Genomic DNA, 15,193 nt, shown 5'->3' on the forward strand with positions numbered 1-15,193 from the left:
CGCGGCGTCTGCAGCGCACTCGCCGTTCGGGCGACGGCTCAGCCGCGCAACAGCGCCATCGCCGCGTTGTGGCCGGGCGCGCCGGTCACGCCGCCGCCGGGGTGGGTGCCGGAGCCGCACAGGAACAGGCCCGGGATCGCGCCGCGGTACGCCGCCTGGCCGAGCATCGGCCGCGCGCTGAACAGTTGGTTGAGGCTCAGCGCGCCATGGAAGATGTCGCCGCCGATCAGCCCAAAGGTGCGTTCCAGGTCCAGCGGACTCAGCGCCTGCCGGCCCAGCACCGAGGCGGCGAAGCCCGGCGCATAGCGTTCGACGGTGGCGATCATCAGCTCGGCGACCTCGTCGCGATGCGCGTCCCAGCTGCGCCCGTCCGGCAACTGCGGCGCCACATGCTGGCAGAACAGGCTGGCCACGTGCTGGCCGGGCGGCGCCAGGCTCTCGTCCAGGGTGCTCGGGATCAGCAGTTCGACGATCGGTTCGCGCGACCAGCCGTGCGTGCGCGCATCGTGGTAGGCGCGGTCCATGTAGGCCAGGCTCGGCGCCAGCACGATGCCGGCGGTGAGGTGGTCGCCCGGCCCCGGCAGCGCGCTGAAGCTGGGCAGCCGCGACAGCGCCACGTTCATGCGGAACGTGCCCGAACCGCAGCGCCAGTGCGCCATGCGCGCGCGGGTGGCGGCCGGCACGTGCGCCGGATCGAGCAGGCGCTCGTACAGCAGCTTGGGGTTGACGTTGGCGACCACGTGCCGCGCCCGCAGCCGCTCGCCCTGCTCGGTGACCACGCCGACCGCGCGCCCGCCCTCGACCAGGATCTCGCGCACGCCCGCATCGGTGCGGATGCGCGCGCCGGCGGCGGTCGCGGCGCGGGCCATGGCCTGGGTGATCGCGCCCATGCCGCCCAGCGCGTGGCCCCAGGCGCCCTTGACCCCGTTGCTCTCGCCGAACACGTGGTGCAGCAGCACGTAGGCCGAGCCCGGCGTGTAGGGACTGGCGTAGTTGCCGACGATGCCGTCGAAGCCGAACAGCGCCTGCGCCGCGTCGCTCTCGAACCAGCGCTGCAGGTACTCGGCGGCGGAGATGGTGAACAGGTCCAGCAGGTCCTGGCGCAGTTCCGCGTCCAGCGCGTGCAGGCGGCGGCCGAGGCGGCCGGCGCGCAGCAGTTCGGGCAGCGCCTGCAGCCAGCCGCCGTCGGTGACGTTGGGCGGCGGCTGCAGCGCCAGCGCGCGCAGCACGTCGGCGATGCGCTCCAGCCGCGCTTCGTAGGCCGGCAGGCGCGCGGCATCGCGCGCGGAGAACTTGGCCAGCTCGGCCTGGGTGTGGCCGGCGCCGGTCAGCAGGTAACCCCCGTCCGGCAGCGGCAGGAAGTTGTTGCGCCGCCGCGGCACGATGCGCAGGCCGTGCCCGGCCAGGTCGAGGTCGGCGATCACCTTCGGCTGCAGCAGCGACACCGTGTAGGACGCCACCGAGTTGCGAAAGCCTGGGTGGAACGCCTCGGTCACCGCGGCGCCGCCGACCACCCCGCGCCGCTCCAGCACCGTCACCTTCCAGCCGGCCCGCGCCAGGTAGGCGGCGCAGACCAGGCCGTTGTGGCCGGCGCCCACGATCAGGGCATCGCATGGCGGTTCGCGGGTCATGGCCGCATGGTAAGCCAGCGCCGGCAGGCCTGCCGACTCCACGGCCCCGCGCCCCGCCGATGGCCCAACGCGCGGGGCCGCCCATGACCTTCGACACCCCTGAAACCTCCCGCGGCAGCGTAGAGTCTCGCCACGGCCCGCCCGGGCCATCCTGTTATACACGTTGGCCTGGAGCCTGCCTGTGACCCTTCGCAATCCCAAGATGCTGCTGTTGACCCTGGCCGTGAGCGCCGCGCTGACCGGCTGCAACAAGCCCGAGAGCGCCACGCCGGCCGCCGACGCGGCCAAGCCCGCCCCCGCGGCCACGCCGGCCGCGCCGGCCGAGCTCAAGCTCGACACCAGCAAGCTGCCGGCCTACAACGCGTTCAACATCAACGACCTGGACGCCAGCAAGAACGCCTGCGACGACTTCAACGGCTACGTCAACGGCAAGTGGCTGGCCGCCAACGAAATTCCCAAGGACCGCAGCAGCTGGGGCGCGTTCTCGATCCTGGACGAGCGCTCGGTGGCCGTGCAGCACCAGCTGGCCGAACAGGCCGCCGCCGCGGCCAACCCGCAGGGCGTGGAGAAGATCGTCGGCGACTTCTGGTCCTCGGGCATGGACGAAGCCAAGATCAACGCCCAGGGCATCGAGCCGCTGAAGGCCGACCTGGCCGCGATCGACGGCCTCAAGGACGGCCCGGCGATCGCCGAGTACCTGCGCCAGAGCGCGGCCAAGGGCGAGAACGGCCTGTTCGGCTTCGGCGCCGAGGCCGACTTCAAGAATTCGGCGATGAACATGGCCTACGCGATGCAGGGCGGCCTCGGCCTGCCCGACCGCAGCTACTACGTCGACGCCGACAAGCAGGACAAGCTCAAGGCCTACCAGGCACACGTGGCCAAGGTGCTGGAGCTGGCCGGCGTGCCGGCCGCCGACGCGGCCAAGCAGGCGCAGGACGTGGTGGCGCTGGAAACCCGCTTGGCCAAGGTGTCCAAGTCCAGCGAGGAACTCTCGCGCGACGCCGAACTGGCCTACCACCCGATCACCCCGGCCGAAGCGGACATGCTGACGCCGAACTTCTCCTGGACCAAGTTCTTCGAGGCGCAAGGCATCGCCGTGCCGGAGAAGTTCTCGCTGGCGATCCCGGCCTTCCACCAGGAAGTGAGCAAGGCGCTGGGCGACACCGACCCGGCGGTGTGGCGCGCCTACCTGCGCTTCCACACCGTGGACAGCGCCTCGCCGTACCTGAGCGATGCCTTCGCCCAGGAGAACTTCGCCTTCTACGGCAAGGAACTCAACGGCCAGGCCGAGATGAAGCCGCGCTGGAAGCGCGTGCTCGGCAGCATCGAGGACGGCGCCGGCGAGGCGATGGGCCAGATGTACGTCAAGGTCGCCTTCTCGCCCGACGACAAGGCCAAGATGCAGCAGTTGGTGGAGAACCTGAGCCAGGCGCTGAAGGCGCGCCTGGAGAAGCTGACCTGGATGAGCGACGAGACCAAGGCCAAGGCCCTGGAGAAGTGGAAGACCTTCACCCCGAAGATCGGCTACCCCGACAAGTGGCGCGACTACAGCGGCCTGACCACCAAGCGCGACAGCTACCTGGACAACGTGCGGGCGGCCACCGCGTTCAACTACAAGTACAACCTGAGCAAGATCGGCAAGCCGGTGGACAAGACCGAGTGGGGCATGACCCCGCAGACGGTCAACGCCTACTACAACCCGCTGCAGAACGAGATCGTGTTCCCGGCCGCGATCCTGCAGCCGCCGTTCTTCGACCCGAAGGCCGACGACGCGTTCAACTACGGCGGCATCGGCGCGGTGATCGGCCACGAGATGACCCACGGCTACGACGACCAGGGCGCGCGCTTCGGGCCCACCGGCAACTTCGAGAACTGGTGGACCCCGGCCGACGCCAAGAAGTTCTCCGCGCTCACCGGCAAGCTGGTCCAGCAGTTCGACGGCTACGAGGTCGACGGCAAGCACGTCAACGGCAAGCTGACCCTGGGCGAGAACATCGCCGACCTGGGCGGCATCACCACCGCCTACGACGCGATGAAGAAGGCCACCGAGGGCAAGGACGACCCGAAGGTCGGCGGCATGAGCCGCGACCAGAACTTCTTCATCAACTGGGCCACCGTGTGGCGCACCAAGTACACCCCGCAGAACGCGATGGTGCGCCTGACCACCGACCCGCACGCCCCGGCGCAGTTCCGCGCGATCGGCGCGCCGTCGAACCTGGAAGCCTTCGCCACCGCGTTCCAGTGCAAGCCGGGCGCGCCGATGGTGCGCAGCGGCGACAAGCGCGTGGTGATCTGGTAAGCGCCGGCGTCACTGCCGTCGCGCGAAAAGGCCCGGCATGTCCGGGCCTTTTCTTTGCCGCGGCGCCCGGCGCGCCGCGACGACCACGCGGCCGTGCCCCCGCGATGGCGACGCCTCCCTGCCGACAGCGGTTCCTTCACTGAACCCGATAGGTTCGCCCGCGCGGTTCATCGCCACAGTTGCACACCGCGGCTTGTTAAACTCCGCCGACTTTAATCCTGACCGGATGCGTTCCCGATGCCCAATGCCCGTCCGCTTGCCCTCGCTGTCGCCCTCGGCCTGATCGCCCTCGCCTCCGCCGCCGATGCCGCGCCCAAGAAGAAGCGCGCCGCCGCCCCCAAGGCCCCGCCGATCAGCGCCGCCTGCAGCGATTTCTACGACGACGCCAACGCCGACTGGCTGAAGCAGAATCCGGTGCCGCAGACAGGCGCGGTCACCGCGCTGGGCCAGCTCGCCGCGCGTGCCCAGCAACAGCAGCGCGACCTGCTCGACGCGAGCATGCAGTCGCCGCAGAACGCGGTGCAGAAGGCGCTGGGCGACTTCTGGGCCAGCGGCCTGGACGAGGCCGCGGTGGAGAAGGACGGATCCAACCCGATCGCGCCGCTGCTCGGCCGCATCGACGCGATCAAGAAGGCCAAGGACGTGCCGGCCTCGATCGCCGCGCTGCACCAGATCGGCATCCCGGTCGCGTTCAATTTCGGCGCCGACGTCGACCTGAAGGCGCTGGACCGCCACATCGGCTACTTCATGCAGGGCGGCATGGGGCTGCCCGACCCGGCCTTCTACACCCGCACCGACGCCGACACCCTGGCGTTGATGGGCCGCTACCGCACCTACATCAAGCAGATCCTGACCCTGACCGGCACCCCGGCCGACCGGCTCGAGGCCGACACCCAGTCGGTGCTGCAGATCGAGACCGCGCTGGCGCGCAGCGCCAAGTCGCTGGCCGGCATCAACAACCCGTTCAACAACTACGCGCCGATCTCGACCAAGGAGTTGAACAAGCAGTACCGCAACCTGCAGCTCGACGCCTTCCTCAAGGCCCAGGGCGTCAACGACGACCTGGTGTCGATGGCCGACCCGGACATGTTCAAGCAGCTCGACGGCATGATCGTCAGCATCAAGCCCGAGCAGTGGAAGGCCTACCTGCGCTGGCGCGTGGGCGATGCGATGGCGCCGTACCTGTCCAAGAGCTTCCGCGACGCCAGCTTCGAGTTCCGCGGCCGCGTGCTGCAGGGCCAGGTCGCGCCGCCGCCGCGCTGGATGCAGGTGCTGGACGCGATCAACGTCGCCGCCGGCCCGATGCTGGGCCGCGAGTACGTGGCCCGCTATCTGTCGGCCGACACCCGCCGCCAGGCCGAGACCATCGCCGACCAGGTGCGCGATGCGCAGATCGCCGCGGTCAAGCGCAGCACCTGGCTGAGCGAGCCGGCGCGCACCGAGGCGCAGGCCAAGCTGGCCGCGCTGAAGATCGAAGTCGGCGCGCCGCGCCGCGACCTGGACTACACCGTGCAGCCGATGGGCCGCGGCAGCTTCGGCGGCAACATGCTGATCGCCTCCACCTGGCGCCACCGCGAGGAGATGAAGCGCATCGGCAAGGGCAACGCCGACCGCCGCTGGGACGTGCTGCCGCAGCAGCCGGCGCTGACCTACGACATCGCCCAGAACCGCCTGATCGTCACCGCCGCGGTGCTGCAGCCGCCGGTGTACGCGGCCGGCGGCGACGCCGCGGCGCTGTACGGCGCCTACGGTGCGATGGTCGCGCACGAGCTGATCGGCGCCATCGACAACAAGGGTAGCCAGGTCGACGCGCAGGGCCAGCTGCGCAACTGGTGGACCCCGGAGGACAAGAGCGCCTGGAACGCGCTGGCCGCCCGCACCGCCGCGCAGTACGGCGCCTACGACTTCCCCGGCGTGAAGGGCGCCAAGGTCAACGGCCCGCTGACCCAGGACGAGGACCTGACCGACATCGGCAGCGTCGAACTGGCCTGGCAGGCCTACGGCGCCGCCCAGCCGAACGCCAGCGAGGCCGGCAAGCAGGCGTTCTACAAGGCCTGGGCCGGCCTGTGGGCGCAGCAGCTGTCGCCGAACGAAGCGGTGCAGCGGGTCACCGCCGACGTGCACGCGCCCGGCCGCTGGCGCACCAATGGCGCGCTGGCCAACCTGCCCGCCTTCGCCGCGACCTTCACCTGCAAGCCGGGCCAGCCGATGGTCCGCAGCGAGGCCGAGCAGATCCACCTGTGGCCGTGAGCCGGTGCCGGCGCTAGCCGCCGGCCAGGCACACAGCAAGACGGCGCGGGCAACCGCGCCGTCGTCGTATCAGCAGGTCGCGATCGGTGCCATCGCCTCCCCCCTTCTGGGCACGCACGCAGCGAGAGCGCGGTCCTCGCGCTCCCCGCCGCAGCGCGAATGCCCCGGGGCCGACTGCGCCCCCTGGCTTGCCATCGCGCCGGGCCGAGAACAGCGCCGCAATTTCCGAATTTCGGCCAGCGCAGGATCGGCGCCGGGGCGATGATTTGGCCGAGCGCTCCCCGGACGCTTGGACGGGAAACCCCGCGATCGCCTCATTCAAGGCTCAGGCGATACGCTGCGGGAGCGCTCCAGGCAATGCGGATATAGCGCCCCCGCAGCAGCCCCTGGTCGCGCAGGAATTCGAACACCTCCGCAGGGCACCATTCCTTCCCGGCCGAGAACGCCACGCCGATCACCCGCAGTTGCTCGAAAACCGCCGCCTTGGCGGTAGCGTCGACGGCGAACAGTTGCGACCGGCCACCACCGCAGTCCGAGAAACCGGGGCGTTCCAACGCAGGGCGTACGCTGTCATCCAGCACCTGGATGCGGACGACGTCACCATCGGCCTGTTGGACGTACGCCGCCACCGTTTTTTCAGTCATCGCCCAGGACCTCCGAACGACGTTCCGTGGCCCTCAAGCGGATCCAGCGCGTGCAGCGCAGCCGGCTGTGGAAGAGCGCCGCCGTCGCGCTGGGCAGCATGCCGCTGTCGTGCGCCAACGGCGGCTGGCTGCTGCAGTACCGGCACGACATCCGCGACGACCCACTGCGCGCGGAACGGCTGCGCGCCGACACCCCGGCCGACGTCACCCCGTGCCAGGGCCACCTGTGCGCCAACGTCGAAACCAACGGCCCGGCCGACGGCGATCGTCGACAATACCGGCTGCTGCGCCCACGCTGATTCCGCGCCAAGGGGCAGGAACCGGGGCGGCAGGCCGCCCCGCCGCGCTCTTAACGCACGATACGCGGGCGCGGCGGCTTGCGCTTGCCGAACGGCGGCTGGCCGCGCCAGTAGCGGATCATCAGCCAGCCGAACAGCATGCCGCCCAGATGCGCGAAATGCGCCACGCCCGGCTGCAGGCCGGTGAAGCCCATCAGCAGTTCCAGCGCGCCGAACACGATGACGAAGGTGCGCGCCTTCATCGGGATCGGCGGGAACAGCAGCATCACCCGCTGGTTCGGGAACAGCATGCCGAAGGCCAGCAGCAGGCCGAAGATGCCGCCGGAGGCGCCCAGGGTCGGATACGGCTCGTTGCCGTTGCTGAGCATCCACCAGCCGACCAGCAACTGGCACAGGCCGGCGCCGACCACGCAGACCAGGTAGTAGGTCAGGAAGCGCTTGTTGCCCCAGGTCTGCTCCAGCGGCCCGCCGAACATGTACAGCGCCAGCATGTTGAACAGCAGATGCGAGAAGCCGCCGTGCAGGAAGCCGTAGGTCAGCAGCTGCCAGAGCTGGAAGTTCTGCCCGGGCGAGAACGCATCGAAGGCGCCGATCGGCCACAGCATGAAGGGCGCGAACGTGTCCATGCCGAGCAGCATCTGCAGCAGGAACACCACGATGTTGCCGATCAGCAGCGCTTGGGTGACGGGCGGAAGTCTGGGAAACATGGTCGGGTCCGTGGCAACTGCCCCCATCATAGCCGCTCGCCCTTGCCGGCACCCCAACCAATGCAGCGGCCTTCGCCTCTGGACCTAGAGCGTGCCCTGGGAACCGCCACAGCCGTCTCGATCGCCATCCTGTGGGAGCGACTTCAGTCGCGACGAGCGGCGCCGGCCGACCCGCGGACTGCGCAAAAGGCGTCGGGACTGAAGTCCCTCCGACAAGAGCAGGCCCCCTCTTCCAAGGGAGATCACCAGTGGCAGCTTTCGTAGGAGCGGCTTCAGCCGCGACGGCGCGTTCCCGGTCAAGCCCGTCGCGGCTGAAGCCGCTCCTAGGGACGGATGATGGCCGGGCGTCGCTACGCCGGTCCCCACACCTCGGCATCGAGATCGCGCGCCGGCGCCGGCGCGCGCTTCACCCGACCGCCCTGCACTACCACGCCCTCGGCGCGCAGGCGCTGGCATTGTTCGCGATAGCCAGGCGCGCCTTCGGGAAAGGCGATGCGGCCGTCGCTGCGCAGGACCCGGTGCCAGGGCAGCGCGGGGTCGGCGTTGCCGCCGAGCAGGCGTGCCACCAGTCGCGCGCGTCCCGGCAACCCGGCCAGCATCGCCACCTCGCCATAGCCGCGCACCTGGCCCGGCGGGATCGCACGGATCGTCGCCAGGATCCGCGCATGCGCCGCGGCCGCCGTCGGCGCGGCCGGTGCCGCCGCTGCGGGCGCCCGCCGTGGACTCATGCCGGCCGCGCCCGCACCGGCCGCGACACCAGCAGCACCCCGCCCAGCACCAGCACGGTGCCGGCGATCTGCCACGGCCCCATCGCCTCGTCCAGCAACAGCACGCTGAGCACGATGGTCGACACCGGGCCGAGCATGCCGATCTGCGCCGCCAGCGCCGAGCCGATGCGCTGCACCGCCAGCATCGTCGCCAACACCGGCACTGCCGTGCACAACGTGCCGTTGAGCAGCGACAGCGCGTACACCGGCGCCGGCAGGGCCAGCGCGTGCAGCGGCCGCAGCAGCAGGAACTGGGCGATGCACAGCGCGCAGGCGACCAGGCTGGCGTAGGCGGTCAGCCGCACCGCGCCGACCCGCGCCACCAGTTGCCCGCTGCCGACCAGATAGGCCGCATAGGCCAGCGCGCTGCCGAACACCAGCAGGCTGCCCCAGGCCGTGCGCGCGCCGCCGATGCGCAGGTCGTGACCGAACGCCAGCAGCACGCCCAGGTAGCTCAACGCCAGCGCCCACAACTGCCGCCGCTGCGGCCGGCGCCGCCACAGCAGCACGCCGATCAGCAGCACCAGGGTCGGGGTGAGGTACAGGATCAGCCGCTCCAGGGTGGCGGTGATGTAGGCCAGGCCCAGGAAATCCAGGAAGCTGGCCAGGTAGTAGCCGAGCACGCCCAGCGCGACGATCCGCCAGCGGTCGCCCGGCTGCAGCGGCGGCGCGCGCCGCGCCGCCCACAGCGCCATCGCCGCGAAGCACGGCAGCGCCACCAGCATGCGCAAGGCCAGCAGGGTCACCGCATCGACGCCGTAACGGTAGCCGAGCTTGACGATGATCGCCTTGCCGGAGAACGCGATCGCGCCGCCGGCAGCGAGCAGGATGCCGCCGAGACCGGCCTGCGGGGCGGCGGGAGCGATGGCGCTGGACGTGCCGGGCGCGCTCATCGCGCACCGCCGCGGCAAGGACAAGAGGAAACGTGCATCCCGCCATTCTACGGCGCCGCGGTCGGCTGGCCGTCGCATCGCCACTGTGGCGGACGAAGATCCTGCAGAGGTCGGCGCCGCCGACCCAATTGGCCGGACCGGCGGCCAGGCAGTGCCGACCCGCCTGAGCGCGGCCGGCTCGGCGTACCTGGCGATCGTGTGCCTGTTGCCGGACGCACCGCAGGCCCAGCGCGCACTTCGGTTCATCGCCACGGCACGGGGTCTCACTCCGACGCAGCCATACAGCCGGCCCAGATCCCGGCATGGCGACGGATGCACACGCCTCCATTGTGCTCGGCTTCGGTGGACAGGCCCACCTCGCCGGCGAGCGACGGCATGCCAAGCCGCTCCGCCATCGGTTCGCCGTCCCCACCGGCGAACCGTGCCGATCGCGCGTGCAACAACGACGCGCGACGCCGCCTCAGCGCATCAGCACCACTTCCTCGGCCGAGGTCGGATGGATCGCCACGGTGTCCTCCAGTTGCTGCTTGGTCACGCCCAGCTTCAACGCCACCGCGAAGCCCTGCAGGATCTCGTCGGCGCCGTCGCCGAGCAGGTGGAAGCCGACCACGCGCTCCTCGGCACCGACGCACACCAGCTTGAACAGGCTGCGCTGCGGCGAGTCGGCCAGCGCCTGCAGCATCGGCCGGAAGTTGCTGCGGTACACGCGCACCGCGTCGGCGCCGTAGCGCTCGCGCGCCTGTTCCTCGCCCAGCCCGACCTGGCCCAGCGGCGGATGCGAGAACACCACGCTGGGCACGTTCTCGTAGTCCAGCCGCGCCTGCGGCCGGTCGCCGAACACCCGGTCCATCAGCTTGCGCCCGGCGGCGATCGCCACCGGGGTCAGGCCAACCTTGCCGGCCACGTCGCCGATCGCGTACAGCCCCGGCACGTCGGTGTTCTGGTAGGCGTCCACCACGATCTCGTGCTTGTCGCCCAGGCGCACGCCCAGCGCTTCCAGGCCCAGGTCGCGGCTGTTGGGCCGGCGCCCGATCGCGAAGAACACCTTGTCGACGCTGTCGCCCGGCTGTCCCTGCGCATCGACCACGCACAGCCCCTCACCGCTGCGGCGCAGGGCGCTGGCGCGATAACCGAAATGCAGGCGCACGCCCTGGTGGCGCAGGTTCTCGGCGAGCTGCCGCGCCAGTTCCGCGTCGAACCGCTCCAGCAGGCGCTCGCCCTGCACGTACAGCTCCACCCGGCTGCCCAGCGCCTGCAGCAGCCCGGCCAGCTCCACCGCGATGTAGCCGCCGCCGACGATCGCCACCCGCGGCGGCGCCTCGCACAGGTTGAAGAAATCGTCCGAGATCAGGCCCAGGTCGGCGCCTTCGATGTCAGGCCGCAGCGCGCGCGCGCCGGTGGCGATCACCACGTGCTTGGCGCTGACACGCACGCCGTCGTCGCATTCGACGGTGTGCGCATCGACCAGCCGCCCGCGCCGCGGGATCAGCACCACGCCATCGGCATCCAGCCGACGCCGGTAGCTGGCGTGGATGTTGCCGATGTAGCCCTGGCGATGCGCCACCAGTTCCGCCCACGACAGCGTGGCCTCGGGAATGGCGAAACCGACCGCGCGCGCCAGGTCGATGCGCTCGACCAGGTCCGCCGCCAGCCACATCGCCTTCTTCGGCACGCAGCCGACGTTGACGCAGGTGCCGCCGAGCGCGTTCGGCTCCAGGATCGCCACCCGCGCGCCGTGGCTGGCGGCGCGGAACGCGGTGGCCAGGCCGCCGGAACCGCCGCCCAGCACCAGCAGGTCGTAATCGCGGATCGGCGCGCTCATCGCGCACGCTCGGCGCGCGGCGGGGCGGCATCGCTGGCGGGCCGGTGCCCGCCTCTCACATCGTCCATCGGCTGTCCTGTCGCAGGTCTCGGTCGCCGCGGAGCATGCCATGGCCGGCCACGCGGCAGATGTGAGGACGCCACCGCCGCGCCCGCGCTCAGGCCGCGTCGCGGCGCCGCATCGGCTGCCAGTGCAGGTAGCTGGCCGACCGCCACAGCCACTCCACCGGGCCGAAGCGGAAGCGCCGCAACCACCAGTGCGACAGCACCACCTGCAGCGCAAACAGCACGACCGCGAACGGGATCTGCCAGGCGCGCGGCAAGCGTTCGAAGTAGCCGAAGCCATAGCCGTAGAACAGCGTGGTGCACACCAGCGACTGCAGCAGGTAGTTGCTCAGCGCCATGCGCCCCGCCGGCGCCAGCCACTGCAGCGCCGGCGCGGCGCGCACCAGCCACGCCGCATAGCCCAGCGCCATCAGGCCACTGGCGACGCTGGCCAGGGCGTAGGCGCAGGTCAGGCGCAGATCCAGCCGCGCCGGATCCATCCACGGCTCCAGCCGGAAGCTCAGCAGCATCAGCGCCAGGCCCAGCGGCAGCATGCCCCAGCGCAGCACCGCCAGCAGCCGCGGGAAGCGCTGCGGTTGCGCGGCCAGGCCGCTGCGCACGCACCAGGCGCCGAGCAGGAACATGCCGAAGATGGTGGGCGCGTTGAACAACAGCCCGCTCAGCGATTCGACCAGGTCGCGCGCGCGCTGCGCGGTGGCCTGGAGGTAGCTGCCGTGGCCGAACACCGCGCGCTGCTGCGCCAGCGCCGCGGCGTTGTGCTGCGCCTGTTGGGCCATGTCGCGCTGCCACTGCGCAGCACCGTGCGGATCGGCCTGCGCCGCCGAGGCGACCGCGCCGATCAACAGCCACAGCGCCGGCGCGAACAGGTAGACCACCAGCGCCATGCCGGGCAGCCAGCGCGTGGGCGCCTCGCGGAACGCCAGCAGCATGAACGCCAGCAGCGCGTAGCTGACCAGGATGTCGCCGGACCACAGCAGCAGCGCGTGCAGCAGGCCGATCAGCAGCAACCCCGCGCTGCGGCGCAGGAAGAACCCGCCGAACGGGCGCCGCGCGGTCTCGGCGCGCTGCGCCATCACCGCAAAGCCCATGCCGAACAGCAACGAGAACAAGGTGTAGAACTTGCCCTGCACCAGGATGTAGACCAGCGCATCGGCAATGCGGTCGGCGCCGCGCAGGGCAGGATCCAGGCCGGTCATCGCCGCGTCCAGCGGACCGACGAAGCCCTCGATGTTCATCAGCAGGATGCCCAGCAGCGCGAAGCCGCGCAGCACGTCCAGCGTGGCGATGCGCTCGGCGGGCGCGACGGGCTGCAACACGGGGGCGGAAGTGGCCAAGGCGGCACCAGGCGGAAGGCTGGCGATTGTCCCTCGCCGCGATCAGGAGGGCCGCCGGCGTCCGCGGCGGCGCGACGGCGCCGCTGCGCGCGGCACCAGGGCCGGCGGCACCGGCGCGACCGGTGCCGCCGCCAGGGCGATCAGTGCTGGTGGCCGCCGTCGCCGTGCACGTGGCCGTGCTCGATCTCTTCGGCGCTGGCCTCGCGCACGTCGACGATCTCCACGTCGAAGTGCAGGTCCTTGCCGGCCATCGGGTGGTTGAGATCGACGTCGACCACGCTCATGCCGACCTTCTGCACGGTCACCGCGCGCGGGCCGAAGTTGGTCTGCAGCACCACCTGGCTGCCCGGCTGCAGCTTGGCCGCGCCGAAATGCTTCTTCGGCACGCGCTGGCTCAGGCCCTCGCGGTATTCGCCGTAGGCGTCCTTGGCGGCCACGTCGACGCCGAAGCTGTCGCCGGCGGCCTTGTCCAGCATCGCGTTCTCCAGGCCCGGGATGATGTTGCCGTGGCCGATCAGGATCACCAGCGGATCGCGATCCTTGGAGCTTTCGATCGGCGCCTGACCGACTTCCGAAACGGTGTAGTGGAAACGGACGACGCGGTCTTTTTCGATCTTCATGTGCACTCTGCGCTGTGGCTGCCGGGGGCAGACGGGATGGGCGGCTTGTCGGCCGCCGGGAGCGCCGCCATGATGGCGGCCTTCTGAGGTCGCGCATTATCCCGGCTCCATGCACAACACGCCAGTTTCGCCGCGCGGCCGCCGCGCGCTCCCGTGGTGGCTTCCGCTGCTGTGCGCCGCGGCGCTGGCGGCCTGCGGACGCCATGAGGTCCGCCACACCCGCCCCGCGCCGGTGGCGGTGCGCGACTGGCCGCAGGTGGCGCCGGCCGATCCGGGCGCGGCCAACGCGGTGCTGATGCGCGCGCTGGGCTTGGTCGGCACGCCCTACCGCTACGGCGGCAACACCCCCGAGTCCGGGTTCGACTGCAGCGGCCTGGTCGCCTACGTCTACCGCGACATGCTCGACCTGCGGCTGCCGCGCACCTCGCGCGAGCTGGCCGCCGTGCAGGGGCCGCGGATCGACCCGCAACGCCTGAGCACCGGCGACCTGGTGTTCTTCGGCAGCGCAGGAAGTGTGACGCACGTCGGGATTTACGTCGGCGAAGGCCGCTTCGTGCACGCCCCCAGCACCGGCGGAACGGTCCGCCTGGATTCGCTGGACGGGGCCTACTGGCGGGACCATTACACCGGCGCGAAACGGGTTTTGCACTGAACTGTGATTTCACCCACATTCATAATTACGGAAATTTAACTTTATTTGAACTTTCTCTTGCCGCCAGCAGGGCATGATCCCCCATCGTTTTATTTTGTGATCCAAGCGTGACGACCGAAGCCAAGACCTCTCCAGGCAAGCCCGCCGCTCCCCGCCGGACCGCTTTCCGTCTTTTCTGCACCGCCTCGCTCTGTTTCACGGCCCTCCCGGCCCTGGCCCAGTCCGCTTCCACCGACACCGTCGTCCCGGAAGCGATCGCCACCGTCGCCCCCGCTCCAGCATCGGTGAGCGCCGTGGCGACCACCGCTCCGGCGCCCGCGCAGGCCGCCACCGCTACCGTCACCGCCTCGGCCAAGCCGGCCGCCGCTGTCCAAGCGTCCGCGCCGTCGCGCAGCAAGGCCGACGCCGCCGCGACCGCCACCCTGGCCGCCCTGCTGCCGCACCTGGCCGCCAACGACACCATTCCGCTGATGGACCGCTCGGCGATGTTCGCCGGCGACATCAGCCGCCTGCTGGCCAACTACGACGTGTCCCAGCCGATCCCGCGCGAAGGCGTGGTGCCGGGCGGCGACAAGGTGCAGTCGGTGCTCAAGCGCGCCATGGCGCTGCTGGGCACCCCGTACCGCTGGGGCGGCGAGGACACCGAAGGCTTCGACTGCAGCGGCCTGGTCGGCTACGTGTTCCGCACCGCGCTGGGCATCGAACTGCCGCGCGTGTCGCGCGAGATGGCCCGCGAGGCCAACGCCCAGCTGATCAAGGACCGCGACGCGCTGGCCCCGGGCGACCTGGTGTTCTTCGGCCGCAAGGGCCGCGTCGACCACGTCGGCCTGTACGTCGGCGAGGGCCGCTTCCTGCACGCCCCCAGCCGCGGCAAGGACGTGCGCGTGGACACGCTGACCTCCGGCTACTGGGGCGAGAAGTTCGTGCAGGCGCGCCGCGTGGCGATGTAAGCCCCCCCGTCTGCACGCAATGCGAAGAAAGGCCGCTGGCGACAGCGGCCTTTTTTATTCGCCGTCATTGCCGCTACGGTTCCGCGCGGCCCGCCTGGAGCGTCATCGCCGCCGTCCGCGTTGTCCGCCGGCACGCTAAGCTGGTCCGCCTCGATCGCGTCACCGGGATGTCGATGACACCACTTCCCTCGCCCGCCCTGCGCCCCTGCCGTGCCGATGATCGCCGTCGCCAGGCCACGTCCTGGCCGCACCGGCAGGCG

General features: G+C 70.9%; 13 protein-coding genes. 5 read left to right on the forward strand and 8 right to left on the reverse strand.

From position 1 onward, the window contains the following. Positions 1-38 precede the first annotated feature (38 nt). Positions 39-1,631, reverse strand: coding sequence for a phytoene desaturase family protein (locus NKJ47_RS14665; RefSeq protein ID WP_254458575.1), 1,593 nt, complete (start codon positions 1,629-1,631; stop codon positions 39-41). Positions 1,632-1,833: 202 nt separating this feature from the next. Between NKJ47_RS14665 and NKJ47_RS14670 the strand changes: the two genes are divergently transcribed. Both NKJ47_RS14670 and NKJ47_RS14675 read left to right on the forward strand, forming a co-directional pair. Then, complete coding sequence (locus NKJ47_RS14670; protein WP_254461438.1) at positions 1,834-3,930, forward strand: M13 family metallopeptidase; 2,097 nt, start codon at positions 1,834-1,836, stop codon at positions 3,928-3,930. A 237-nt stretch (positions 3,931-4,167) separates the two neighbouring features. Next, entirely contained in the window at positions 4,168-6,180 is a 2,013-nt protein-coding gene (locus NKJ47_RS14675) for a M13 family metallopeptidase (protein WP_254458576.1), read from the forward strand. Between the two features lie 314 nt (positions 6,181-6,494). Here the strand turns inward: NKJ47_RS14675 and NKJ47_RS14680 are convergent, their stop codons facing one another. Then, on the reverse strand, positions 6,495-6,824 hold the full coding sequence (locus tag NKJ47_RS14680) for a hypothetical protein (RefSeq protein WP_254458577.1): 330 nt from the start codon (positions 6,822-6,824) through the stop codon (positions 6,495-6,497). Positions 6,825-6,850: 26 nt separating this feature from the next. Here NKJ47_RS14680 and NKJ47_RS14685 point away from each other — a divergent pair, with 26 nt between their 5' ends. After that, positions 6,851-7,123 carry a hypothetical protein gene (locus NKJ47_RS14685; RefSeq protein ID WP_429002434.1) on the forward strand — a complete coding sequence of 91 codons (273 nt, stop codon included), beginning with the start codon at positions 6,851-6,853 and terminating at the stop codon, positions 7,121-7,123. 50 nt (positions 7,124-7,173) lie between these two features. Here the strand turns inward: NKJ47_RS14685 and NKJ47_RS14690 are convergent, their stop codons facing one another. From NKJ47_RS14690 to NKJ47_RS14715, 6 genes are all read right to left on the reverse strand, one after another. Continuing rightward, the gene (locus tag NKJ47_RS14690) at positions 7,174-7,830 is read right to left on the reverse strand and encodes a rhomboid family intramembrane serine protease (protein ID WP_254458578.1); all 657 of its coding nucleotides are present in this window, start codon (positions 7,828-7,830) and stop codon (positions 7,174-7,176) included. A 350-nt stretch (positions 7,831-8,180) separates the two neighbouring features. Then, positions 8,181-8,558 (reverse strand): MGMT family protein, encoded by a 378-nt coding sequence (locus NKJ47_RS14695; protein ID WP_254458579.1) that lies wholly within the window; start codon positions 8,556-8,558, stop codon positions 8,181-8,183. Further along, on the reverse strand, positions 8,555-9,490 hold the full coding sequence (locus NKJ47_RS14700) for a DMT family transporter (RefSeq protein WP_254458580.1): 936 nt from the start codon (positions 9,488-9,490) through the stop codon (positions 8,555-8,557). Before NKJ47_RS14700 ends, NKJ47_RS14695 begins: the two co-directional genes overlap by 4 nt. A 460-nt stretch (positions 9,491-9,950) precedes the next feature. Beyond that, on the reverse strand, positions 9,951-11,312 hold the full coding sequence (gene gorA / locus NKJ47_RS14705) for a glutathione-disulfide reductase (protein ID WP_254458581.1): 1,362 nt from the start codon (positions 11,310-11,312) through the stop codon (positions 9,951-9,953). 157 nt (positions 11,313-11,469) lie between these two features. Continuing rightward, the gene (locus NKJ47_RS14710; protein ID WP_254461439.1) at positions 11,470-12,693 is read right to left on the reverse strand and encodes a DUF418 domain-containing protein; all 1,224 of its coding nucleotides are present in this window, start codon (positions 12,691-12,693) and stop codon (positions 11,470-11,472) included. 158 nt (positions 12,694-12,851) lie between these two features. Next, positions 12,852-13,331: an FKBP-type peptidyl-prolyl cis-trans isomerase gene (locus NKJ47_RS14715; protein WP_254458582.1), complete on the reverse strand. Its 480-nt coding sequence runs from the start codon at positions 13,329-13,331 to the stop codon at positions 12,852-12,854. Between the two features lie 109 nt (positions 13,332-13,440). Here NKJ47_RS14715 and NKJ47_RS14720 point away from each other — a divergent pair, with 109 nt between their 5' ends. Together NKJ47_RS14720 and NKJ47_RS14725 are read left to right on the forward strand one after the other, a co-directional pair. Next, the gene (locus tag NKJ47_RS14720) at positions 13,441-13,983 is read left to right on the forward strand and encodes a C40 family peptidase (protein ID WP_254458583.1); all 543 of its coding nucleotides are present in this window, start codon (positions 13,441-13,443) and stop codon (positions 13,981-13,983) included. Positions 13,984-14,090: 107 nt separating this feature from the next. Continuing rightward, positions 14,091-14,933 (forward strand): C40 family peptidase, encoded by an 843-nt coding sequence (locus NKJ47_RS14725; RefSeq protein ID WP_429002435.1) that lies wholly within the window; start codon positions 14,091-14,093, stop codon positions 14,931-14,933. Positions 14,934-15,193: the final 260 nt, after the last annotated feature.

The sequence above is a fragment of the Xanthomonas sacchari genome (assembly GCF_024266585.1).
Taxonomy (GTDB): domain Bacteria; phylum Pseudomonadota; class Gammaproteobacteria; order Xanthomonadales; family Xanthomonadaceae; genus Xanthomonas_A; species Xanthomonas_A sacchari_C.